Source organism: Enterococcus sp. AZ128, assembly GCF_051714485.1.
Classification (GTDB): domain Bacteria; phylum Bacillota; class Bacilli; order Lactobacillales; family Enterococcaceae; genus Enterococcus_A.
Genome location: NZ_JBIORZ010000005.1, coordinates 50,319 through 73,865, shown reverse-complemented (window position 1 = coordinate 73,865; position 23,547 = coordinate 50,319). Strand labels below are relative to the sequence as shown.

At 36.2% G+C, this 23,547-nt stretch carries 20 protein-coding genes and 5 pseudogenes; 3 read left to right on the top strand and 22 right to left on the bottom strand.

The window, feature by feature from the left end; translation table 11 throughout:
- The 5 genes and pseudogenes from IGI38_RS23905 to IGI38_RS23885 all read right to left on the bottom strand — a co-directional run.
- Window positions 1–1,956 (bottom strand): Ig-like domain-containing protein (locus IGI38_RS23905; protein WP_438734459.1); only part of this gene is annotated, 1,956 nt, incomplete at its 3' end.
- A gap of 273 nt (window positions 1,957–2,229) precedes the next feature.
- The gene (locus IGI38_RS23900) at window positions 2,230–3,672 is read right to left on the bottom strand and encodes a helix-turn-helix domain-containing protein (RefSeq protein ID WP_438734458.1); all 1,443 of its coding nucleotides are present in this window, start codon (window positions 3,670–3,672) and stop codon (window positions 2,230–2,232) included.
- A gap of 311 nt (window positions 3,673–3,983) precedes the next feature.
- Window positions 3,984–4,085 (bottom strand): annotated as a pseudogene (locus tag IGI38_RS23895) (IS6 family transposase); the annotation flags it as partial.
- An 87-nt stretch (window positions 4,086–4,172) separates the two neighbouring features.
- Window positions 4,173–4,361: pseudogene (locus IGI38_RS23890) on the bottom strand (IS5/IS1182 family transposase); the annotation flags it as partial.
- A gap of 411 nt (window positions 4,362–4,772) precedes the next feature.
- Window positions 4,773–8,945 (bottom strand): MucBP domain-containing protein, encoded by a 4,173-nt coding sequence (locus IGI38_RS23885; protein WP_438734457.1) that lies wholly within the window; start codon window positions 8,943–8,945, stop codon window positions 4,773–4,775.
- A 278-nt stretch (window positions 8,946–9,223) separates the two neighbouring features.
- Between IGI38_RS23885 and IGI38_RS23880 the strand changes: the two genes are divergently transcribed.
- Window positions 9,224–10,171, top strand: a complete 948-nt coding sequence (locus tag IGI38_RS23880; protein WP_438734456.1) for an IS30 family transposase — start codon at window positions 9,224–9,226, stop codon at window positions 10,169–10,171.
- On the opposite strand, the pseudogene IGI38_RS23875 reads toward IGI38_RS23880, so the two are convergent.
- A pseudogene (locus tag IGI38_RS23875) lies at window positions 10,144–10,617 on the bottom strand (DDE-type integrase/transposase/recombinase); the annotation flags it as partial. The gene IGI38_RS23880 and the pseudogene IGI38_RS23875 overlap by 28 nt on opposite strands.
- 57 nt (window positions 10,618–10,674) lie before the next feature.
- Between IGI38_RS23875 and IGI38_RS23870 the strand changes: the two are divergent.
- Complete coding sequence (locus IGI38_RS23870; protein WP_438729813.1) at window positions 10,675–11,895, top strand: IS256 family transposase; 1,221 nt, start codon at window positions 10,675–10,677, stop codon at window positions 11,893–11,895.
- A 36-nt stretch (window positions 11,896–11,931) separates the two neighbouring features.
- Here IGI38_RS23870 and IGI38_RS23865 read toward each other — a convergent pair.
- From IGI38_RS23865 to IGI38_RS23805, 13 genes and pseudogenes are all read right to left on the bottom strand, one after another.
- Window positions 11,932–12,219 (bottom strand): annotated as a pseudogene (locus IGI38_RS23865) (DDE-type integrase/transposase/recombinase); the annotation flags it as partial.
- Between the two features lie 131 nt (window positions 12,220–12,350).
- Window positions 12,351–12,476 (bottom strand): annotated as a pseudogene (locus IGI38_RS23860) (ATP-binding protein); the annotation flags it as partial.
- Window positions 12,477–12,540: 64 nt separating this feature from the next.
- On the bottom strand, window positions 12,541–14,199 hold the full coding sequence (locus IGI38_RS23855) for a Tn3 family transposase (protein WP_438734455.1): 1,659 nt from the start codon (window positions 14,197–14,199) through the stop codon (window positions 12,541–12,543).
- Entirely contained in the window at window positions 14,183–14,476 is a 294-nt protein-coding gene (locus IGI38_RS23850) for a hypothetical protein (protein WP_438734454.1), read from the bottom strand. Before IGI38_RS23850 ends, IGI38_RS23855 begins: the two co-directional genes overlap by 17 nt.
- Window positions 14,477–14,555: 79 nt before the next feature.
- On the bottom strand, window positions 14,556–15,503 hold the full coding sequence (locus tag IGI38_RS23845; RefSeq protein WP_438725454.1) for an IS30 family transposase: 948 nt from the start codon (window positions 15,501–15,503) through the stop codon (window positions 14,556–14,558).
- An 85-nt stretch (window positions 15,504–15,588) separates the two neighbouring features.
- A complete protein-coding gene (locus IGI38_RS23840; RefSeq protein WP_438734453.1) occupies window positions 15,589–16,182 on the bottom strand; it encodes a helix-turn-helix transcriptional regulator in 594 nt (197 codons plus the stop codon).
- A 332-nt stretch (window positions 16,183–16,514) separates the two neighbouring features.
- Window positions 16,515–17,078, bottom strand: a complete 564-nt coding sequence (locus IGI38_RS23835) for a DNA-binding protein (protein WP_438734452.1) — start codon at window positions 17,076–17,078, stop codon at window positions 16,515–16,517.
- Window positions 17,075–17,602 carry a DUF6609 family protein gene (locus IGI38_RS23830; protein ID WP_438734451.1) on the bottom strand — a complete coding sequence of 176 codons (528 nt, stop codon included), beginning with the start codon at window positions 17,600–17,602 and terminating at the stop codon, window positions 17,075–17,077. The genes IGI38_RS23835 and IGI38_RS23830 overlap by 4 nt, the downstream gene beginning before the upstream one ends.
- Before the next feature lie 13 nt (window positions 17,603–17,615).
- Window positions 17,616–18,767: a RepB family plasmid replication initiator protein gene (locus IGI38_RS23825; protein ID WP_438734464.1), complete on the bottom strand. Its 1,152-nt coding sequence runs from the start codon at window positions 18,765–18,767 to the stop codon at window positions 17,616–17,618.
- A gap of 534 nt (window positions 18,768–19,301) precedes the next feature.
- Complete coding sequence (locus IGI38_RS23820; protein WP_438734450.1) at window positions 19,302–19,862, bottom strand: recombinase family protein; 561 nt, start codon at window positions 19,860–19,862, stop codon at window positions 19,302–19,304.
- Window positions 19,862–20,365 (bottom strand): MepB family protein, encoded by a 504-nt coding sequence (locus tag IGI38_RS23815; RefSeq protein ID WP_438734449.1) that lies wholly within the window; start codon window positions 20,363–20,365, stop codon window positions 19,862–19,864. The genes IGI38_RS23820 and IGI38_RS23815 overlap by 1 nt, the downstream gene beginning before the upstream one ends.
- A gap of 10 nt (window positions 20,366–20,375) precedes the next feature.
- Window positions 20,376–20,885 (bottom strand): ClbS/DfsB family four-helix bundle protein, encoded by a 510-nt coding sequence (locus IGI38_RS23810; protein ID WP_438734448.1) that lies wholly within the window; start codon window positions 20,883–20,885, stop codon window positions 20,376–20,378.
- A 169-nt stretch (window positions 20,886–21,054) separates the two neighbouring features.
- Window positions 21,055–21,414 (bottom strand): hypothetical protein, encoded by a 360-nt coding sequence (locus IGI38_RS23805; RefSeq protein ID WP_438734447.1) that lies wholly within the window; start codon window positions 21,412–21,414, stop codon window positions 21,055–21,057.
- Between the two features lie 214 nt (window positions 21,415–21,628).
- On the opposite strand from IGI38_RS23805, the gene IGI38_RS23800 reads away from it, so the two are divergent.
- Window positions 21,629–21,868 carry a helix-turn-helix transcriptional regulator gene (locus IGI38_RS23800; protein ID WP_438734446.1) on the top strand — a complete coding sequence of 80 codons (240 nt, stop codon included), beginning with the start codon at window positions 21,629–21,631 and terminating at the stop codon, window positions 21,866–21,868.
- 23 nt (window positions 21,869–21,891) lie between these two features.
- Here IGI38_RS23800 and IGI38_RS23795 read toward each other — a convergent pair whose 3' ends face one another.
- The 3 genes from IGI38_RS23795 to IGI38_RS23785 are packed head-to-tail and all read right to left on the bottom strand — an operon-like array spanning window position 21,892 to window position 23,497.
- Window positions 21,892–22,839: an IS30 family transposase gene (locus IGI38_RS23795; RefSeq protein WP_438725454.1), complete on the bottom strand. Its 948-nt coding sequence runs from the start codon at window positions 22,837–22,839 to the stop codon at window positions 21,892–21,894.
- A gap of 41 nt (window positions 22,840–22,880) precedes the next feature.
- On the bottom strand, window positions 22,881–23,204 hold the full coding sequence (locus IGI38_RS23790; RefSeq protein ID WP_438734445.1) for an ATP-binding protein: 324 nt from the start codon (window positions 23,202–23,204) through the stop codon (window positions 22,881–22,883).
- Window positions 23,204–23,497, bottom strand: a complete 294-nt coding sequence (locus IGI38_RS23785; protein WP_438734444.1) for a hypothetical protein — start codon at window positions 23,495–23,497, stop codon at window positions 23,204–23,206. Before IGI38_RS23785 ends, IGI38_RS23790 begins: the two co-directional genes overlap by 1 nt.
- Window positions 23,498–23,547: the final 50 nt, after the last annotated feature.

Here is a 23,547-nt window from a genome sequence, read left to right as displayed (position 1 = left end):
TTTATTTCCGCCTGTAATTGTGACATAAGTACTTGATCCTGCAGGTGTTTCTTTCTGTAATTCAAACTCGACATTTTTTAAGACTACTTGAGTATCCTTATCCATCTTCTTCAATCGAAAAGTCGTTGGTGGCACCTTAGTCGCTCCGCCACCCCAATCGCTAATCGTCACTCTACTCGTTTCACTATCTTCACCAGCGGTATTTTTATCCCAGTAAACAGTCGCTGTGTTTTCGATAATCGATCCTCCACCAAGACTAGTAGTGGCACTTACACTAACATAAATACTGAAAGGATAATTATCAAAGGTAGTTCCGCCATCATGGCTAAAATACTTTTCATAGGCATCCTTCGTCTTTTCTCCACGAGAAGCAGTTATTCTCCCTTGATCAACTGCAGTTTGGATAATATCCCAAATTCGTTCTTTCGCATCTTTCGTTTCGTTACCGAATAAAAGCAACCCGTTACTTTTATCATTGGTCAGATTCGGCAAGTCACGGAAGTTCACGATTAATTTATTCCCAGAAGTTATCCCGTAACAAGGGTAAGTATGACTTTCAATTCGTGCTTCAAAATCACTATCAGATTCAGAAACTCCTTGTGTTAACAGTTCAAAAGGTCTTCTGTTTTCGGCATTATTTGGCGAAAACATTGACACTTGACCAATCGGCCAATCAACCATTTTGCCGTCTTCGTTTACCGTATAGACGTTCATGAAAGTTTGTAAATCAGTTAGTGTCAGAGATGGATCTAGTTGGTCCTTAAGAATAACTTTTTTATACAGTTCAGGGGTATCCCCTTCAAGAGCCTTTTTATAGTTGTCCATCATTAAAGTCATATCCCAATAAACGCGATTGCTATTCGGATAACTTCCTCCCCATTTTGAAATAGGATTTTGCTCTCCTATTGGTGTACTAGGGATTGTTTCACTAGGTTTGGGACCAATGTCTACGGGATAGCTGCCGGTCTCTGTATTCCCAATTGAACCACCACTGCTTTCTTCACTTGCAGTGCCATATGCAGTTGTATAACAATCCTGCAATCCGTTCCAATTCGTTTCCACTGCAGCGTTAAAGGTGATTTTTAAATATTTCTTTCCAGCTATCGTCTCTAATGTCATATCCCCGATCTTATCCCCAGAACTTTCATAGAATGGAATAGAGTTACTGACGCTGGAAAAATTGAAATACTCTTCTGGTAATGCAATGTAGATAAAGTCCCCATCTTTTAGGTCCGCTGCTGATGGAACCGTAAAGGTATAATCAAAATAGACACCATCTCCAACATTTACAGTAGGTTGAGGAACTTGTTTTACTCCATCCTTAACAATATAAACCGGGGGATTGCTGCCGCTCTTGATATAAATATTATTTAGCAACATATCGTTAATTTCACTAGTTTTGTCAGTAGCTGCAAAGGGGGTTATTTGTTGCCTGTTTGCTACCACTTGTTTTTCGATTGCACTTTCTGTGCTCGTTGCTTCTTGTGTAGAGATTACTTGTTTCAAATTCAGTTGAAATTCATATTTGTTAAAGAAATTTAAACTTATTTGTAATTGTGAACGTACATGGTTAGCTAATTTAAACGCAAAATTCACTCCTTCAATCGCAGCTTGCTGATCACTGTCGTTAACGATCCTTAATTGATTATTTTTAATTGAAACAGTAACATCCTCCTTGCGATATAGTTCTTTGTCGTTCGTAGTGATTTCTGCAGGAAGTTCGTACGTACACTGTTGATGTTCTGTAATTGTCAAATCAAACTGTGAAACAAGTGAAGTATCAGGTTCGACTTGTTTTGAAAGTGGATTTCCTTCAATATCTGTCAATCGCATATTATTTATACTTACGACCTTCATGGCTTGAAGATTTTCAGCTACTGACTGAATCGGAAAACTAGATAAAACTACCAGAAAGATTGATAGCATCGTCCACAAGTGATTCTTAAAATTATTCATGGGAACTTCGACCTCCTCCTCCTATGATTAGTACTAAAACTAGTACTAACCATTAACAAATATGCGTGCTCATTAAAAAATTTGACAGATGGGTAACCCAGAAGTTATTCATCAATAACATCAAGGTTCGATTAGAAAATAATTGACTGTGTGTAATGATTAATTGTATAATGTTTTAGTAATTTTTTCATAAAAATAATCTTTATCCTTTTAATAATCAAAACAAACGCTTTTATACCAACGACTGATTCCAAAACTGAGATAAAAATTTACTTATTTCTCAGCTGTTCTAATTGTAACTAGTAAATTCCCAAGAGATTTCCAATCCTCCATTGTAGGAGGCCCCTTCCAAATCACCTGTGGGCAAGGTAAGGCATCCACTGCGAAATCTGACAAATAAAGATGAGTTTTTGTACTCAACTTTGTTTCACTTTTGATATTCATGTTTTGTATAGAAGACAAAATCTGGCAGAGATATCGATTGTATGTTTTACCATGAGAAAAATCGACGCATATATATAATGGAGTCTCTAAATTTCCAATCGAAATATTATTAATAATAAAAAAATAATAATCGTAGTATAATTTCACTTTTTCTTCTTTATTAAGAAAAAGTGGCTGATACTCTGATTTGTTGATAAATTCCTTAACAAAAACATCTAATGTAGGACTAATACTCAGGTACTGATGAATTGGTTTTTCTGATACAAAAGTTGACTCTTTAAAATGGTATAACAACCACCTTCGATTAATATTTTTAAAATCAATTTCCATAATTTTCGAAATAATCAGGGATTTTTCTACAGCTTTTGCTTGATTAATCAAATACTTGAAGAAACTATCTGTTATGGACACTACTTGTGCTTCAACAGATTTGTTCGTAAAAATTGGATAAAATGACGTTTCAATCTGCTCCAAGTATACAAATAGAAAAAAATATGCTATCTCATTGTCTAGTTCCAGTTCATTTAAATTGAAGTGTTCCTTCAATTTCTTTTTTAAATAGCTAGAGAACTCCTCTTTCTTCATTTCAATATAGCGTTCCTTTGTGACATGATTAAATTCTAATCTGGTCAACCAAATACACAGAAAAAAAGTTAATTTTATTTCTTGAGTTTTTGTAAGGTTAGTTCCATAAAAATGAATAAAATAAGTTATTATCTCACGGGCTAATTTTCTTATTTGATTGTTAAAAGGATTTTCAATTCCATTAAACACTGAAAAATACATTTCAAATAGGAAACTTCTCAATTCAAATTCCTGTCCTAATAGTTTATTTGTTCTTAATATGATGTTTTCATCCATCAATAGTGTCTTTAATTTTTTTTGATAATTATATGCTCCTGATCGACTTAGATTTATTTTGTTTCGCGCTAACTGGCTGTCTAGGCTGATTTCACACGTTACGAAGTTATGAAATATTTGAAAAATAGGACTGTTCTTTAAATACTTTAAACGGATTATTTTTACTAACAGATACGACAAGCTAAAACTATTAATCTCCCCATGTATATTTCTCTTTAGAACCTCACCATATCCAATTTCCTCAAAATCATAAGCTAACTCTTCCAAATAATTCTCTGTTTTGTAAAATGATAAACCTAAAATTTCACTCATCTGTCCAATTGAACAATTAGAGTCGCCTTTTATTACTAATAAATGAGCAATCTTCCACTTATAATGATCGTCTATATTAAACAATTCCTTTGGAATCATATCTGTCCCCCCTGCATCACCCTCATAGATTAATTGTCAGATTAATTATTAATTAAATTATATAAATTATGAGAGCATATAAATATATTTATTAGAGTATTTTATCCATTATTTTTTTTTTTTTAACCAAACCTATGGACATTTCCCCATTTGTTAATTCTGATGATAATAGCAGTGATTAATGAAATTTTGCGGTCAAATATTTCAGCAAAGTATGAAAAATTTGGTGCTTATTGAAATTCGACATACTCTCAAAGGTTCTGTTGCAAAGTTTAGTTAGAGAATATATTTGTCCAATTTTATTTATTATCTTAAGCCGCTTTAAATAGATTTCCAATTTCTTTCCATGCTGAAAAGTCGAAGAGGGTGATTTTTCTTCGACTTTCTTTGTATAATGCTGAAACCACTTCGATGGAATGGCAACACTTTTTTGGACAACTTTTATAAGGTGTTTAAATTTCCCGGTCGTTATTTAACTTCTCCCAATTGTTTTTCATTCATTTGATCAGAATCACCGGATCAATACTTGGCCTACCTAAATCGGAGTAAGTGGCTTCGACGATTGGATAAATAAATTCAAAATCAAGCGAGGCGTCAATCTTTCGAACGAGGTGGTCTTGAGGGACCAGGTCATCAATCGTGAGCATCGCGAATTGATTTCTGCCGTTCGTATTTTTTTTAGACATCATAAATACCACTCCTTGTATTCGGTTTCATAAATCTATTATAAAAGAAAAGACTGTAGACAGCATCCATAAAGTGGACTTTGTCTACAGTCTGACACTGAGTAATTTACTCAGTGTTTTTTGCTTGATTTTCTACTTGATAGCCCCAGATCCGAGGGTGTACAAGATTTTGTGTAAGTTCTAAATCAGTAAATACGCTGATATAACAGTGTTTTAGTATTCTATTTCAAGTTGACAACGAGCCTCTAGCTTTATGGATCCTCAACAAAGACCGACGTATAAACAGTTGTCGTGCCAAATGAGGCTACCATAAAGCTACTCATTATAAACTTGAAATAACGGTATTTTGCTAATTTATCAAAATCTAAAATCACAACTTACACAAAATTCTTTACAGACCCTTTTATATTTATATTATTGTGGCCCTTGACACTTTTTTACTTTCTTGCTGAAAGTATAAGATAATATAATTAAAAGTAACACTACTCCTAGATAACTCAACCATAAATGATTTCTATCACCCGTCTTAGGTAAATTTTTTTTATAAAAGCTTGATTTGCTGCTATCGACTGATGAAACATGGCGAGTTTCTAGATTACTATTACTTTTTTTATCAGACCCTTCCACAACTGGCGTTGGTTCTTCGCCTTTCGTATACACATACGTTACTGTAGTTACCCCGTCGGTGTACTTCCCGTCTTTGTTTGCGGGTACTTCTTTGATGCTATACCCTGGAATCTCTTTTTGGATCGTTGTATACTCGCTGCCCACTTCTCCTGTTGTCTTGTTTTGACTGGAGATCTCTTTGCCGTCTTCATCGACATACTTTGTCACTACAGATCCTTCCACAACTGGCGTTGGTTCTTCGTCTTTCGTATACACATACGTTACTGTAGTTACCCCGTCGGTGTACTTCCCGTCTTTGTTTGCGGGTACTTCTTTGATGCTATACCCTGGAATCTCTTTTTGGATCGTTGTATACTCGCTGCCCACTTCTCCTGTTGTCTTGTTTTGACTGGAGATCTCTTTGCCGTCTTCATCGACATACTTTGTCACTACAGATCCTTCCACAACTGGCGTTGGTTCTTCGTCTTTCGTATACACATACGTTACTGTAGTTACCCCGTCGGTGTACTTCCCGTCTTTGTTTGCGGGTACTTCTTTGATGCTATACCCTGGAATCTCTTTTTGGATCGTTGTATACTCGCTGCCCACTTCTCCTGTTGTCTTGTTTTGACTGGAGATCTCTTTGCCGTCTTCATCGACATACTTTGTCACTACAGATCCTTCCACAACTGGCGTTGGTTCTTCGTCTTTCGTATACACATACGTTACTGTAGTTACCCCGTCGGTGTACTTCCCGTCTTTGTTTGCGGGTACTTCTTTGATGCTATACCCTGGAATCTCTTTTTGGATCGTTGTATACTCGCTGCCCACTTCTCCTGTTGTCTTGTTTTGACTGGAGATCTCTTTGCCGTCTTCATCGACATACTTTGTCACTACAGACCCTTCCACAACTGGCGTTGGTTCTTCGTCTTTCGTATACACATACGTTACTGTAGTTACCCCGTCGGTGTACTTCCCGTCTTTGTTTGCGGGTACTTCTTTGATGCTATACCCTGGAATCTCTTTTTGGATCGTTGTATACTCGCTGCCCACTTCTCCTGTTGTCTTGTTTTGACTGGAGATCTCTTTGCCGTCTTCATCGACATACTTTGTCACTACAGATCCTTCCACAACTGGCGTTGGTTCTTCGTCTTTCGTATACACATACGTTACTGTAGTTACCCCGTCGGTGTACTTCCCGTCTTTGTTTGCGGGTACTTCTTTGATGCTATACCCTGGAATCTCTTTTTGGATCGTTGTATACTCGCTGCCCACTTCTCCTGTTGTCTTGTTTTGACTGGAGATCTCTTTGCCGTCTTCATCGACATACTTTGTCACTACAGATCCTTCCACAACTGGCGTTGGTTCTTCGTCTTTCGTATACACATACGTTACTGTAGTTACCCCGTCGGTGTACTTCCCGTCTTTGTTTGCGGGTACTTCTTTGATGCTATACCCTGGAATCTCTTTTTGGATCGTTGTATACTCGCTGCCCACTTCTCCTGTTGTCTTGTTTTGACTGGAGATCTCTTTGCCGTCTTCATCGACATACTTTGTCACTACAGATCCTTCCACAACTGGCGTTGGTTCTTCGTCTTTCGTATACACATACGTTACTGTAGTTACCCCGTCGGTGTACTTCCCGTCTTTGTTTGCGGGTACTTCTTTGATGCTATACCCTGGAATCTCTTTTTGGATCGTTGTATACTCGCTGCCCACTTCTCCTGTTGTCTTGTTTTGACTGGAGATCTCTTTGCCGTCTTCATCGACATACTTTGTCACTACAGATCCTTCCACAACTGGCGTTGGTTCTTCGTCTTTCGTATACACATACGTTACTGTAGTTACCCCGTCGGTGTACTTCCCGTCTTTGTTTGCGGGTACTTCTTTGATGCTATACCCTGGAATCTCTTTTTGGATCGTTGTATACTCGCTGCCCACTTCTCCTGTTGTCTTGTTTTGACTGGAGATCTCTTTGCCGTCTTCATCGACATACTTTGTCACTACAGACCCTTCCACAACTGGCGTTGGTTCTTCGTCTTTCGTATACACATACGTTACTGTAGTTACCCCGTCGGTGTACTTCCCGTCTTTGTTTGCGGGTACTTCTTTGATGCTATACCCTGGAATCTCTTTTTGGATCGTTGTATACTCGCTGCCCACTTCTCCTGTTGTCTTGTTTTGACTGGAGATCTCTTTGCCGTCTTCATCGACATACTTTGTCACTACAGATCCTTCCACAACTGGCGTTGGTTCTTCGTCTTTCGTATACACATACGTTACTGTAGTTACCCCGTCGGTGTACTTCCCGTCTTTGTTTGCGGGTACTTCTTTGATGCTATACCCTGGAATCTCTTTTTGGATCGTTGTATACTCGCTGCCCACTTCTCCTGTTGTCTTGTTTTGACTGGAGATCTCTTTGCCGTCTTCATCGACATACTTTGTCACTACAGATCCTTCCACAACTGGCGTTGGTTCTTCGTCTTTCGTATACACATACGTTACTGTAGTTACCCCGTCGGTGTACTTCCCGTCTTTGTTTGCGGGTACTTCTTTGATGCTATACCCTGGAATCTCTTTTTGGATCGTTGTATACTCGCTGCCCACTTCTCCTGTTGTCTTGTTTTGACTGGAGATCTCTTTGCCGTCTTCATCGACATACTTTGTCACTACAGACCCTTCCATGATTGGTGTTGTTACAACTTTATTAGAGTGTCCATTTTTGTTATCAGTTATAATACTCGCAGTATTCTCTATTTTATTTTTCTCAGAAACATTTTTCATTAACCTAACTTTGATTATTAGTTTATAATTTTTCCCAGCATATTGAAGTCGATTTTCTAGAAGGTCTTTGTTTGCTGTAAATGTTACTTGGCGAGATTCTTTATTATGAACTATCTCTCCAGCATTTTCCATTTTTTGTCCATTTTCATCAGCATAATAAGCGTCTAAGTATTCTACTTTTTCTGGCAAAATATCTGATATTGTTAAATTGCTATATTTTTGTAATATTTCTGAGCCTAATATAGGAACGTAGTGTGTTAACGAATAAGACATCTCTTTTCCTGCAAGTAATGTATTTGATTCTACATCCTTTTCATCATCATCACTAATTGATTTTTTTAAATCAGGCTTTGGTAGATAAACAGACGCCGAAGACGGTGAAAACCAAACATTCGCGAAGTTTGTTGTTCCACCAATAAAATTTTGAGCTTTTCCAGAAACTGGAAACATTACAGAGGCCTTCTTAAAAGTCGGACTTCCTATCGAGTCAACATAGTCTTTAGATGGAGAACCTCCATAATAGGCCTGATTTCTTAGATCGTATCTAACAAAACTTCCTTCTGAGACAGTCCCTGATTGTGGTTTTTCTTGATATTTAACATACTCACCTTGTGGATATAAGCTATTGAAACTAATATGATTACTTTCATTATCTAAGGTAATTTCAGAACCATCTTTATCAAGAAAACTAATTGTAACCTTGAAATTATCAGCATTATGAAATACAAACCCATTATAGAAGTTGTTACTAATGTTAACTACGGGGAAATTGAAATCTGACCTTTTTCCTCCGAAATTAAACAACCTATAATTCACTTGAGAAATAACCACTTTAACATCGTGTAGTTTCCCTTTATACATCGCTCCGTCTTTATACTTCAACGCAACACTATCATTCCTATCTTTAAATCGAATACTAACAGAACCATATTTACCCGTGTAGTAACTTGGTGTTTTATACTCCCAATTAGTCAGCCGGTAATTCTCGTTAAAATCAAACGTGCCTCTTTTGACATCTATAGAAGATATATTATTTTGATTCCCTGAAAGTATCTCTGGAAACACATCTTTCGTATCTTTTAGGAACAATAAATTGTTTTCTACGTCCGAATCCGCTAAAACTGTCGAGAACGAAATGAATCCAATTGAAAAAAATGTCAATATCCCTAAAAATAGAATCACTTTATTCTTTTTCATATTCACAAAAACCCCCATAATGTATTTGAATAGCCGTCCTGGTTATTTAAATACATTATGGCTTATTATCTATTATAAAGTCAAGTTTGGGGTTGCATATCATTGGAGGGTATCTTTTACGGTTGTGTTGCAAAGTTTTGAAAAAGAGCAATTGATCCGATGGAATCTGTTAATTGACTATACTACTAGCTGAATTGTAATATTAATCGCAACAAAGAACCCATCAAAAATTTCTAGTAAAATGAGTTTAGGATAACAAACTACTAGGAGTGATTTTGATGGGTTCACACAAAAAGCTTACACGAGATAATCGAAAATGTATAGAGACGATGATTTATGATGCCAAGAGTATTCAAGAAATAGCGGACAGAATTGGTGTTAGCCGAACAACAATTGATCGTGAGTTGAAACGAGTACCCGAAGATTTGATCTATAATGCCGACAATGCGCAATTAGATGCGGAAATGAAGCGCAGTGCCTGGGGTGCGAAGTCCAAATGGACTTCTGAATTCGCTTATCAGATTGAATGTGATCTTGAAGACAGCTGGTCCCCTGAACAAATTGCGAATGATCGTCAAATAGTTTCATTCAAAACCATTTACAATTGGCTCTATGCCGGTATTCTTAATGTGTCTAAACAGTGTCTGAGACATAAAGGCAGAAGACAAGAAAAACAAGAAGAGGCACGAGGCAAAATGACTGTAGGGCATACCATTGATGAACGCCCAGCTTCTGTGTCAACTCGAGAAGAATTTGGACATTGGGAGTTGGACACAGTTGTTTCTAGCAGAGGGGAAAGTAAAGCCTGCGAAGCAACGTTTATTGAACGGAAAACACGCTTTTATTGGGCGATCTCAATGAGGGATCGTACCGCGAAGTCAATGGCACAAGCGATTAAAGCTTTTGTGCAAGACCTAGGGAGTCACAAGGCATTTTTAAGCTTTACGGTCGACCGTGGGAAAGAGTTTTCTTGCTGGAAAGAAATTGAGAAAGATTTAGACGTACCTATGTATTTTTGTGATCCATACTCCCCATGGCAACGCGGATCTAACGAAAATGGGAATGGTTTATTTAGAGAATTCTTCCCTAAGGGAACTGATTTTTCAAAGGTAACCCCTACGGAGAAACAGGAAGCATTACGCAAGATAAATATGCGTCCTAAAAAAACATTGAACTGGAAAAATTGTTGGGAAGTCTTTCAAGAAGAAATGTTGCAATTAATTTGACAATTCAGCATTTGACAATTCAGCACTACAAATAGATTTTCAATTTCTTCCCACTGCGAAAAGTCAAAGAGGGTAATTTCTCTTCGACTTTCTTTATATAGGGCGGAAACAACTTCAATCCCTTTAATTGTCGTTGCTGCAGTGTACGTGGATTGGAAATTATTCCCATAAGGAAGTTTCCCTTTCACCTGTCGGTGATCTTGCTCGAGAATATTATTGAGGTATTTTGATTTCCAATGGTTCACAGACTTTCCAATGATACCAGCCTCCTTCAACTCTTTGATTGCTTTTAGGGAAGGGGCATACTTATCTGTCACAATGGATCGTGGTTGTCCGTAATCACGGATTAATCGTTCCATAAAGGCTTTTGTAGCACAGGTATCTCGATGATTGCGTAGCCACATATCTAGCGTATCCCCGTTAGAATCGATGGCTGAGAGTATAAAATATTTTGTGTAAGTTCCAATGGTAAAATGAACTAAATCAACCAGGAGGAACAGACCATGAGTATGCTCTCTAAAGATCAAATCAAAGAAATGATTCAACACTATGATATTAAGACTACCGAAGATATAAAAGACGCATTTAAAGATATGTTTGGTGAAACGATTCAAGAGATTATGGAAGCAGAACTGGAGACACATCTCGGTTACGAAAAACACGATAAAAAGACGAAGAGCACTACGAATAGGCGAAATGGTTCCAGTTCTAAGACCTTACGGTCCTCAGAATATGGCGACCTGCCGATTGCTGTCCCTAGAGATCGAGAGGGTGAATTTGAGCCTGCCATCGTTAAAAAGAATCAATCTTCTGTTTCTGGTTTAGAAGAACGAATTATTGCCATGTATGCCAAAGGCATGAGCACCAGAGATATTCAAGATCACTTTAACGATTTATATGGATCCGAAGTGTCTCCAACGCTCATTTCAAATGTCACAAATAAAGTTTTGCCGCTGGTAAAGGAATGGCAAAATCGACCTTTAGAAGCACTCTATCCAATTATTTTTATGGATGCGATTCACTTTAAAGTCCGTCATGAAGGCCGGATTCAATCGAAAGCTGCCTATGTTGTTTTAGGTATCACAGTTGAAGGTTTAAAAGAAGTTTTAGGTATTTGGATCGGCGAATCTGAATCATCAAAGTTCTGGCTATTGGTGCTGAATGAGTTGAAAAATCGTGGTGTGCAAGATATTTTGATTGCGTGTACGGATAATCTAAATGGATTCAGTGAAGCCATTCAAGCCACTTTTCCAGAAACAGAGGTTCAAAAATGCATTGTCCATCAAATTAGAAACAGTGTGAGATTTGTTGGTTATAAGGATTTAAAGGCTGTTACTACTGATTTAAAACCGATCTATAAAGCATCTACTGAGGAACAGGCTTTAGAAGCCTTAAGTGATTTTGACGAAAAATGGGGTAAAAAATATCCAATCATTACCAAAAGTTGGATGGATAATTGGACCGAATTGGCTACTTTTTTCAAGTATCCAGAAGAATTAAGACGAATCATTTACACAACGAATCTTATTGAAGGATTTCACCGACAATTGCGAAAACCGACAAAATCAAAAAGTGTGTTTCCATCAGATGAGTCGTTAATAAAGATGCTTTATCTTGTAACAATGGACGTCACAAAAAAATGGACCATGAAGGTCCAAAATTGGGGTCAAATTCTGTCACAATTCGTCATCTTTTTTGAAACTCGAGTGACCGATTACATTTAAGCTTTATGAACTTACACAAAATTCTTTACAGCCCCCGATGGCTCGATATAGATAACGATCGTTTCCTCTAACTTTGACGTAAGTCTCGTCAATCCGCCAAGAGCTAGTCAAGGAACGGCGCTTGTTGCGCTTCTTCCACAGATGATAAAGCACTTTTCCATATTCCTTATTCCAACGATAAATGATGGTATGATGAACACCAATACTAAATTTCTGCATAATTTTGGCACAATCCCTATAACTTAAAGAAAAATGATAATACAAGCCTAAGGCTTCAATAATAATACGGTAATCGTACTGTTTTCCTTTGAAGTGATTCGTCATCATTGTCTCCCCATTTGCTAATTTGAAGGTAAAGTATAACTCAAACTATGTCTCTAGAAAACTTTGTGTCAAGGGCCACAATAAAATGTTGGTTTTGGGCCATTGAAAATGTAGGTATTTGGTCTTCTGTATTACTTTTTTTCTTTCGCTTTGTCTTCGCTATAGCTTTTCATTCTATAGGAAGGTCCTGTAATTTGAATAATTTTAGAGTGATGGACCAATCGGTCCAATAAAGCATTTGTCAATTTCTTATTTCGGCCTCATCGTCGCAAAGAGGGCAAAAATCCCTTTAAGAGATTTTTGCCCTGATCTATCAACGTTTTAGTCTAAATAATTTTCTGTGTTTAAGCCTCGTAACTTGTTGGGTTTAGATAACAAGTCAATTTTGTACTCTCCAAGAAGATTAATGTGATTCCATATAATTGGGGAAGTGTAAGGCATATATTTTTCAATTTTTGGTTGTTCTTTAACATAATGGTCATAAGCTTTTTGAAGATATACCGTATTCCATAGGCTTATAGCATTAATGATTATATTTAAAGCGCTAGCACTTTGAAGTTGTTTTTCTATATCTCGCTCCATAAATTTACCATGCTGCCCTGAAAAAAGTTCTCGTGCTAGATCGTTAATTAGCTCGCCTCTATTCAACATGCGTGTAATCCTTCTTCTTAGATCCTCATCAATAGCATATTCTAAGAGAAAAATTGTTTTTTCAATTTTTCCAAGTTCATTTAGAGCTTGAACAACCTTATTTTTTCTAGCATAGGATCCCAATCGGTTTAAGATAACTTTTGCTGTTGTTTTACCTGTTTGAATGGAATAAACTATCTGCTTAATTTCTTCATAATACTCTTGAATATCTTTTGTTCGAACGGTTCGTGTTAATAGATTTTGTAACTTTTTATATTCTGAAATTGGTTTTATTGAGAAAAGCTGCATAGAACCTATATCACGAATTCTAGGCTGAAATTTGAACCCAAGTAAATGAAAGATAGCAAAGGCCGTATCTGTATAGGCATTACTATCTGTAAAATGTTCTTCTAGCTCTAACTCTGTATTGTGCCCAATAGCTCCATCAATAGCACTAGCAGCTTCACGCTGATTGGTTGCTATTATTTCTACAAAGTGGGAAACATATTTATCTGCAGTATGTCGATAAATGGTGGCTCCTCGTTCTGTCCCATAATGGGGATTTATATCTGCATGGACAGAAGATACGCCTACTTGAATGCGCAGACCATCAGAAGAAGATCTTGTTCCATCACCCCATATTTTTGACAAAGGAGTGCCTATTTGCGCATTGACGAGAATGGATTGAGCTCTTCGAAAGGCTTCAGGTGACATGCGCCATTGTTTAGCATTAGCCATTTGCGGGAAGCTAATATTTGGTGTAGTTCGTGCCATTCTACCTAAATTGATGTTTAAACCCATAGCCAATAATGTGGCAAAAAGAACCTCTAGTTCATTTTCATCTGGTATTTTTCCAGTTCCTTCGTGAACAAACTCATTCATGAAACCAGTCCAACTATTCACTTCTATGAGAAGATCAGCCAAATCAATGCCAGGCAGCAGTTTATATAGTTCTCGTTTATAAAAATCAGCTTCTTCAGGAGTATTTTTATCATGTTTTGTTATGGAGATACGATCAAACGACTGGGTCAGTTTACTGTAAGTGCGCAACTTTTCATCCAAAACAGCTGATCGTGTAGTGATGTATTCTTCAAATGTATTTGGAATAGTCAGTGATCTATGCATGCTTGTTTGATCGACAAGGTAATCGTTTAAATCGCGGTACATAATGCTGTTAGTCTCAAAAATTTCTCCCGACCTTAAGCATTCTGTTAATTCTGTTGCAGCAGTTAATTCGAAAAAAGAACGATCAATTTGCCCTTCGTTGTCTAAAACTAATAGTCTCCATTTTTTCTTTACAAAATCAAGAGATATATCTGCCGAAATCTTACGCTTATTTTCCTCTTTCATAACGATTAAATGCATTTATAAGTGAGTCATTTTGCTTATTAGATTTCAACTCTAATGTTTCAATCATTGTAGGTACGTATCCTCGAAGATACACTGCTTTTTTCTTAATTAAATCCATATAGCCAAACCTTTTGGGTTTAACCAGTTGTTTTGCTTGTTCAGCTTCAATGAGTAAATTTTCCCATGTTAACATTTGATCTAGTTTTAAAAACAAATCTTCACCAGTATTTCGTGAAGATTCTATTATTTCGATAACCTCAGCATAATGTTTCAACAACTCATTTGCCTGTTCTCCGGTAGAACGATGGAGCTCTTTAGCTGCATTTTGTCCAGAACGCTTAATTGTCGCTGAATTGTCAAATTAATTGCAACATTTCTTCTTGAAAGACTTCCCAACAATTTTTCCAGTTCAATGTTTTTTTAGGACGCATATTTATCTTGCGTAATGCTTCCTGTTTCTCCGTAGGGGGTACCTTTGAAAAATCAGTTCCCTTAGGGAAGAATTCTCTAAATAAACCATTCCCATTTTCGTTAGATCCGCGTTGCCATGGGGAGTATGGATCACAAAAATACATAGGTACGTCTAAATCTTTCTCAATTTCTTTCCAGCAAGAAAACTCTTTCCCACGGTCGACCGTAAAGCTTAAAAATGCCTTGTGACTCCCTAGGTCTTGCACAAAAGCTTTAATCGCTTGTGCCATTGACTTCGCGGTACGATCCCTCATTGAGATCGCCCAATAAAAGCGTGTTTTCCGTTCAATAAACGTTGCTTCGCAGGCTTTGCTTTCCCCTCTGCTAGAAACAACTGTGTCCAACTCCCAATGTCCAAATTCTTCTCGAGTTGACACAGAAGCTGGGCGTTCATCAATGGTATGCCCTACAGTCATTTTGCCTCGTGCCTCTTCTTGTTTTTCTTGTCTTCTGCCTTTATGTCTCAGACACTGTTTAGACACATTAAGAATACCGGCATAGAGCCAATTGTAAATGGTTTTGAATGAAACTATTTGACGATCATTCGCAATTTGTTCAGGGGACCAGCTGTCTTCAAGATCACATTCAATCTGATAAGCGAATTCAGAAGTCCATTTGGACTTCGCACCACAGGCACTGCGCTTCATTTCCGCATCTAATTGCGCATTGTCGGCATTATAGATCAAATCTTCGGGTACTCGTTTCAACTCACGATCAATCGTTGTTCGGCTAACACCAATTCTGTCCGCTATTTCTTGAATACTCTTGGCATCATAAATCATCGTCTCTATACATTTTCGATTATCTCGTGTAAGCTTTTTGTGTGAACCCATCAAAATCACTCCTAGTAGTTTGTTATCCTAAACTCATTTTACTAGAAATTTTTGATGGGTTCTTTGTTGCGATTAATATTACAATTCAGCATTTAAAAAAATTTGCAATAAATATAGCCATTAAACAAATCAACAGTGTAAGACCTGCATAGCCTAAAACAATAATCCCTTTTTCAATCCGTGTTCTTCTAGCGTCTCTTTTTTTTCTTAAAACTTCTACATCCTTATTTTGTGAAAATGCTAAAATCTCCTTATAAGTTTTCAAGTCATTATTCCTTTTGAATTTTTCTAAAACAAAAGAACTCCATAACGCAGGTAAAAATAAAGTAACTGGAACTATCCATATAAACTTTGATTCTGGTAATGCTACTACTAAACCAATAGATAGACTGGCTAATATTGTTGAACAAATCATTATTAAAGAATAAATATCAGCTCGTTTATTAGCTTTGTTATTACTAATCTTCATCTTCATTTCCTCCAAATCTTCTCGAATTAATTCATCTAAAGAAACATTAAATAGAATAGACAACGAAACAATGATTTGTATGTCTGGATATGTTTTGTTATTTTCCCAATTAGATACGGTTTGACGTGAAACAAGAATCTTGTCCGCCAATTGTTCTTGGGAAAGATTATAAATTTTTCGATACTCTCTTATCCGTTTACCTATCTCCATAATGTCTCCTTTCATGAATCTAGCATATCAAGAAGATTGAATTCATTCAGCCTAATGTCTTTTGAAATAAAAATAAAAATAATTTGTCAAAGCTTTTTTACACCTTATGAACATTAGTGATTACTCCTATTACCAATTCATGCCAAAAAAGATTGAGAACAGAATAAGATATAAACAAATTAGTATTCCCACCACACCAATTATCCATAATAATACACTAGTAATTAGGCTTTGACTCTTCACTTTAAAACCTGCAATGATTAAAACAACAGAAACCATTAAAGCAATCACAAGCCCAAGTAATATGGGGGATCTATCCTTTACAGTTTTAATTATTTCCATATCTGCCACCACTTTCTAAGAGGTTCTGTTGTCTCTTCTACTTCATTTTGTACCTCTTGCGGTTGGTTATTCGCCTGTTCCTCTTTCGTGTCCTGTGAGGGCATGTTAAGAGCTTTGAGATTGTCGTTCTCCGCCTTGTATTCTTCTAGCAACTTTTTATCTTGTAAGGCTAGGCGTTGTTGCTGGTCTAGCAGATTTTGCATTTGTGCAATTTGAATGTCTTTATTTTCTATTTGTTTATCTTTAACTGCTAATTGTTTATCCCTATTTTTCTTAACTTCTTCAATTTCATTTAACAAATATTGATTAATATTCGGTTCTTTTCGTTTGTCTATTTGTCGCTTTTTTGTCGGTTCATTTGTCTTGTTTTTGTTTGTCTGTTTGTCTACTTTACCCCTTATAAATTCTTGTTCTATCGCAGACAAAACCGTTACACCTTTGTCGTTTGTTTGTCGGTTTTTGTTTGTCAATGATTTTATATGATATTGAATAGCTTGTTTGGAAACACCTAACTCATCCGCCAACTCTTTAATCGTTTTTAATTCTTCACTCATAACAAGTCCTCAATATGAACTTTATAAGTGGTTTTTACCATGTAAACTCCGTATCCCATTTTAATTAAACCATCAATAATAAAAATGGTTTCTATTTGGTTTGAATACAAAAATATTCCTAGTAAAGTGTTAACTGTCAATAAAATTACGAAAATTACTTGTGCTTGCCAATTTTTATTTTCATTAGCGGGAATAAAAAATAAAAAGTGCAGACCTACAGAAAATAGTACCAATATCCATAAAATATTTAAGTTTCCAAGTAATTTTAAACCTATAAAAATGCTTAACCAACATGTTATTCCTAGAAACAAAAATGCTCTACTTACCCACTTCTTATTTTCAGTAGACCTGTTGCCTTTTCTTATTTTTTTCATTAAAAAAAATTGAACAATAATTGCTATAATATATATAGAGCCAAACAGCATCGGCTTTTTGTAGTTACCTCCTAACAAAGTAAACATTGCCATACCAATTACAAAAATAAATCCTCCTGAAATTGTTTGATTAGTCATTTTATCTTTCAATTTAAATTTCTCCTTATAAATTTTGACGTTTAACCGTTGGTAGGTAGTATTCAATGGCTTTCTTCAAATATTTCGCTACATTACGTTTAGAATAGGCTTCTTGTTTGCTGGCAACATAAGACAAGTGGTCTTTGACACCATTTAGCCCTCTTAATTCTTTCAGTTCGTCATAAAGCGGATAAACATTCTTCTGTAAGCCTACCATTGTGGCTGTATCCATAATATCATTCATGCCAATTAAGAAATTTTCAGATAAAAGTCTTGTATATTTACTTTCCATTGCCTGTTTTAGTAAGTCAGCTTCATTTCTTGATTTTTGCTTTTTATCGGCTTGATAGTCTTTATCTCCCAACTTGTAACTATTATCGTCAGCACAACGTTTCTTCTCGATATGAAAGACTATGCTATCAATCGAACGCCCTTTTTTTATTTTGTCATAGGACACGTTAAAAGTCGTATGGGTGTTAATCTCTTTCAAAGGTTTATCTAAAACAAACTTAGTGAAATTATTCATATCTTTATATTCATTTACAGTATCGGTAATTGTCCGCAACTCTTTTACTGTGATTGAGGGGTTGCGGTAGGCTTCCACTTGCTCCGCTCTCCGTCCACCTTTAACGCTATAATGCTCGTATTGGTTGTATTGCATAGATAACCAACGGTAAAGAATAATTGAATACTTGCTATTGAGTTCAGCTATATCTGATAAAGCGTGTTGCGTAAAATTCTTTTTAAGATTGATTAAGTAAGGCATAATTTCACGATGAAATTCAATTTTTACTTCATCATGATAATCTGTCCATTCCACGTAAGGGATAGGCACAATGCTTTTAAATTTAAAACCCTTGCCTTGTTCTTCTTTGATTTGAAAAAAGGCTTGTTTTTGCATTTTCTCAACCGCTTCTTTAAACCGACGATGCTTGTCATTATCGGATACTTTAAAGAAAGCGAAAAGGTCTCTCTTTGAGAGATAAACGGTGTTGTCCTTCGGTGGTTCTTCGGTATTGATACAAGAAACCGCTAACTCAAACATTTTGAGAGGTGTTTTATCCATTTTAGCAATAGACGTAATTAAGCTATTATGCTCCACTACTTTTCTTTTTGACAGTTCATTCAAGGTCAACACCTGCTTTTGATTTTTGTTCTTTTCTGGTATAATCATAATATAAATACGCTCCTTTGCGTGTTTGAGAGTGGCATAGAGAAAGTCATTTAGTCGTGAAATTTCTCTATGCTTTTTATTATATCACAATAGCGGTAATAAAAAAATAATTTTCTACCGCTATACACAGTTTTTTCTACCGCTATAAATCTGTAAATTCTTGAAAACATTGACTTTTAAACCACACAAAAGAACAAAAGATTAAAATATATGAGATAAATATAAATAGGCTTCGCCTTATTTTTCACTTCGCTTAAAAAATCTTAAAATCAAAGTAAAAAGAAAAGGTCAAAACCGCTCCGCAAGGACGGATTGTGGTAGTCTGTAAAACTTTACTAGACGTCAATCCTTTAGCTAGTGGATACAATCTGTCTTGTTTGTTAAGCGAACAGTCGGCACTGTTCGGTCAGGGTTGCACCCTAACAACCTAAAGGCGGATTGAAATAGTCCGAGAATCTCATATTTTAGCTTCTAAGCGATTTTAGAGTGAAATTGGTAGAAATAGTCGCAAACAAAAGAAAAAGCTCTCAAACAGCCTTATTTCGTCATCTGCTTGAAAGCTCGTTGTTGGGTACTAATACTGATTCCTGTTTTTCGTTCAATCATCTTGTAAGTTAAGCCTTGCTGTTTTAATTCGTACGCCAGTTGCAACTGCTCTTTTGTATATTTCTTTGGGCGTCCTTCTCGAAACTTGGGGTCGTGAGCTTTCGCAAAACGTTTTCCCTCTTGGGTGCGTTCCAGTATTAGTTCTCGTTCAAATTGCGCAAAGGCAGAAAAAATCGTAAAAATCAATTGTCCTGTGGCGGTATTATCAATTAATCCAATATTTAGGATATGTATACTGACGTTTTGTTGAAACAGCTCTTGAATGATTTCAAGGGCTTCTTTGGTATTTCGTGCGAAACGGTCAAGTTTAGTCACAATTAAGGTGTCGCCTGCTTCTAATTGTGACAGTAAGTCTTGAAATTCAGGACGTTGTTTGGTTGTCCCTGTCAGTTTCTCTTGAATAATTTTTTCTGCGCCTGCGTCCTTTAGTTGTTCGATTTGATTTTCTAATTTCTGGTCAAGGGTGCTTACTCTTGCGTAGCCATATTTCATTATGCGTCACCTGATTTTAAGATAGATTCTAATTTGTCGTATTCTATAGGTCTTTTAGACAAATCAATAAAATAGTCAAGTTGCCATTGTTGTGTTTTTTCAGCCGTTTTATTTAAATACTTTTCCCATAAAGGATAAACTCGTGTTGCCATTTTCCCTTTTGTTTGAAGCGTTCTTAAAATATTTTGTTTTAGTAATACATCCTTTGGGAACAGAAACAACCCCTTGTGTTCGTTATCAAGCACATGAACGATTAAAAAATCGGGACTTTCTTTAAAATCAAATGCTTGATTTTGGTTATGCTTATTTTTTTCCCAGAAAACAACAAAGTATCCCTTTTTTGTTGGTGTTTTTTTAGCAAGCCTATTCCGAAAAGTATATTGGCTAGTGCTAAAAACAAAACTCTCATATTCGCTATTTTGAGGTTCTTCGTGATAATTATCAAGTGTCCCCTCTAGGACAGGAATAATCGTGTTTTGCAATAGTTCTATTGATTTTTTCAAAATAAGTTCCTCACAATACAATTTTTTTCCATTTACGTATTTTGGTTCGGAAATTTGTAAATGGTGCTACGCTATTAATATGAATCCACTTATACAAAGGCCATTTTGCTTTTGTAGTTGCCCATTTTCGTTGTTCAGGTTCAAACAACTCTTTATCGCTCAATGTTTCTATCCAAGCGCATAAGTCAATCACTTTTTTATTCAACTGTTGAATTTGTTCATCTAGGGTTTCTTCTCCATAAGTATCATAAAACGATTGATAAAGCCCACCTAAGTTATTCCATTTATAGCCTTCTGCTGGCGTTTGAACTTCAATTCCTGCCTTCTCTTTCTCTTCCCAGCCTAACAATAAGGATAACCACCCTAACTGATAAGATAAGTTTTCAGAGGGCGTTTTATCGACTTCGTCAGTTCGCCTATTCCTCAAGTCTTCAGGAATGTTCTCAAATTCAGCGATATATTTTTGGTAGCGTTGTTTGATTTCTGTAATTAATTCTTCCTTGTTGGTGTAAACCCTCATTTTAACTCTCCTTTTTTAATTTAATATTTCTAACTAATTTAAACATTGGGACAAGCATGCTTAAAAGAATACTGTAAATAACTAAGTATTCAATAAAACGAAAGAGAGCAACGCCCCACATGTTTAATTGTTTTACAACATGACCAGATGGATTAACAATATTAAAATATTAGTTAACTCCAGTAGTACCATTGATTGATGTCATGATGTTCGTAACTTTAAGTGTACCTAGATGTTGATAGACAAGGCGAATCGGCTCGTTATATAGCGGGTTTCCTTGTATATCAATACAAGCTCCCATGAATGCAATGACTACTACAAGGAGTATTCCTCCATGCTTCCAATCAACGTATTTTTTTGAGAACCAAGTAATAATAATAAAAATTATTAGTAGGACACTTGCCCAAACCCATTGATTAGAAACCCCAGTAAAAAATAAAAAGTAGAGTCCAAAACCTAAAGCTCCAAAAATTGAAATTCCTAAAAGGCAGAGGAATAGTATTTGTAAGTTTTTGATTAATGTGTGCAATAGTAAGTAAACCCCCTAAAAATTCATCTTATTTATCACTACCAGTTATGACCTTTTACTATTCTTGATTTTATCATATCGCCTTTTGCTAGTCAAAACTGTTAAGTTATGACTAGTTTCTATTTTTGAATAAGCAAATAATAATTAAACTAAATATAAGTGTACTTTACTTTTTAATAAGTTTAGTGTATCCTTGTTTTAAGGAGGTCAGTTTATGAAAAAAGACTTTGGCGATTCCATTAACAATAAAGTATATGAATTTCGTGTATTAGCTCGATTATCTCAACAGGAATTAGCAGATAAAATAGGAGTGTCTAAACAAACAATATTTGTTATGGAAAAAGGGAAGTATATTCCTACTCTTTTGTTAGCATTTAGGATAGCAACTTTTTTCAAAGTAGATATAGCAGATATTTTTTCTTATGATTTAGGAGGAGCAGAAAATGAAAATTAAAAGTTTAAGTGATAGCTGAATTGTCAAATTAATTGCAACATTTCTTCTTGAAAGACTTCCCAACAATTTTTCCAGTTCAATGTTTTTTTAGGACGCATATTTATCTTGCGTAATGCTTCCTGTTTCTCCGTAGGGGGTACCTTTGAAAAATCAGTTCCCTTAGGGAAGAATTCTCTAAATAAACCATTCCCATTTTCGTTAGATCCGCGTTGCCATGGGGAGTATGGATCACAAAAATACATAGGTACGTCTAAATCTTTCTCAATTTCTTTCCAGCAAGAAAACTCTTTCCCACGGTCGACCGTAAAGCTTAAAAATGCCTTGTGACTCCCTAGGTCTTGCACAAAAGCTTTAATCGCTTGTGCCATTGACTTCGCGGTACGATCCCTCATTGAGATCGCCCAATAAAAGCGTGTTTTCCGTTCAATAAACGTTGCTTCGCAGGCTTTGCTTTCCCCTCTGCTAGAAACAACTGTGTCCAACTCCCAATGTCCAAATTCTTCTCGAGTTGACACAGAAGCTGGGCGTTCATCAATGGTATGCCCTACAGTCATTTTGCCTCGTGCCTCTTCTTGTTTTTCTTGTCTTCTGCCTTTATGTCTCAGACACTGTTTAGACACATTAAGAATACCGGCATAGAGCCAATTGTAAATGGTTTTGAATGAAACTATTTGACGATCATTCGCAATTTGTTCAGGGGACCAGCTGTCTTCAAGATCACATTCAATCTGATAAGCGAATTCAGAAGTCCATTTGGACTTCGCACCACAGGCACTGCGCTTCATTTCCGCATCTAATTGCGCATTGTCGGCATTATAGATCAAATCTTCGGGTACTCGTTTCAACTCACGATCAATCGTTGTTCGGCTAACACCAATTCTGTCCGCTATTTCTTGAATACTCTTGGCATCATAAATCATCGTCTCTATACATTTTCGATTATCTCGTGTAAGCTTTTTGTGTGAACCCATCAAAATCACTCCTAGTAGTTTGTTATCCTAAACTCATTTTACTAGAAATTTTTGATGGGTTCTTTGTTGCGATTAATATTACAATTCAGCAACTTATTAAAGTTTCTCTTACTCAGAGAAGGCTGCTCTTCTAAAACAAACTCGTCTAATGTTCGATGATAAGGGAATGTCGCTTGCTTCATTCGGCGAATCATTGCTTTCTCTTCTCGTCGCCGTATTTCATACGTTAACAGTGTCATTAAAAATTCTGTCGGTGTTTGGTCGTCTTCTGTTGCTTGTTCAATGAATTCTGGTAAAACTTTCGCTGTTTCTGAGCAATGAATACGCGAAAGTAACTTTGAAAGTTCAGCTACTTTTTTTGACATCACAGTTCTCCTTCTAATAGTTCTGTGTAATCGGATAGCTTGCGAACCTCGGGTTTAATGTGAAGTAGCTTTTCTTTTGTTTGCCTGGAAATAACCGGTAAATCATTTATAGATATTTCTTCAGATATGGGAACCTGGTGTGCCTGTTTCGTCAATCGGATAAGAATCTCTCTAAATTCTGTTGCTGGCCTCATTGTCGCAAAGAGGGCAAAAATCCCTTTAAGGACTAATTTGTTCTCTTTTCTTGTTATTTTATCCCTATAAGAATTTTTTGCTTTATTTTTAGGTACCATAAACGATCGTTTATGGTACCTTTGATGAATTAGTAAATTTGAACCATAAG

Bases quoted from the DNA above. Each gene is read 5' to 3' on its own strand.
- IGI38_RS23900 (WP_438734458.1), bottom strand. From the start codon at position 3,672: ATGATTCCAAAGGAATTGTTTAATATAGACGATCATTATAAGTGGAAG.
- IGI38_RS23885 (WP_438734457.1), bottom strand. From the start codon at position 8,945: ATGAAAAAGAATAAAGTGATTCTATTTTTAGGGATATTGACATTTTTT.
- IGI38_RS23880 (WP_438734456.1), top strand. From the start codon at position 9,224: ATGGGTTCACACAAAAAGCTTACACGAGATAATCGAAAATGTATAGAG.
- IGI38_RS23870 (WP_438729813.1), top strand. From the start codon at position 10,675: ATGAGTATGCTCTCTAAAGATCAAATCAAAGAAATGATTCAACACTAT.
- IGI38_RS23855 (WP_438734455.1), bottom strand. From the start codon at position 14,199: ATGAAAGAGGAAAATAAGCGTAAGATTTCGGCAGATATATCTCTTGAT.
- IGI38_RS23845 (WP_438725454.1), bottom strand. From the start codon at position 15,503: ATGGGTTCACACAAAAAGCTTACACGAGATAATCGAAAATGTATAGAG.
- IGI38_RS23840 (WP_438734453.1), bottom strand. From the start codon at position 16,182: ATGGAGATAGGTAAACGGATAAGAGAGTATCGAAAAATTTATAATCTT.
- IGI38_RS23835 (WP_438734452.1), bottom strand. From the start codon at position 17,078: ATGAGTGAAGAATTAAAAACGATTAAAGAGTTGGCGGATGAGTTAGGT.
- IGI38_RS23820 (WP_438734450.1), bottom strand. From the start codon at position 19,862: ATGAAATATGGCTACGCAAGAGTAAGCACCCTTGACCAGAAATTAGAA.
- IGI38_RS23810 (WP_438734448.1), bottom strand. From the start codon at position 20,885: ATGAGGGTTTACACCAACAAGGAAGAATTAATTACAGAAATCAAACAA.
- IGI38_RS23800 (WP_438734446.1), top strand. From the start codon at position 21,629: ATGAAAAAAGACTTTGGCGATTCCATTAACAATAAAGTATATGAATTT.
- IGI38_RS23795 (WP_438725454.1), bottom strand. From the start codon at position 22,839: ATGGGTTCACACAAAAAGCTTACACGAGATAATCGAAAATGTATAGAG.
- IGI38_RS23790 (WP_438734445.1), bottom strand. From the start codon at position 23,204: ATGTCAAAAAAAGTAGCTGAACTTTCAAAGTTACTTTCGCGTATTCAT.
- IGI38_RS23785 (WP_438734444.1), bottom strand. From the start codon at position 23,497: ATGGTACCTAAAAATAAAGCAAAAAATTCTTATAGGGATAAAATAACA.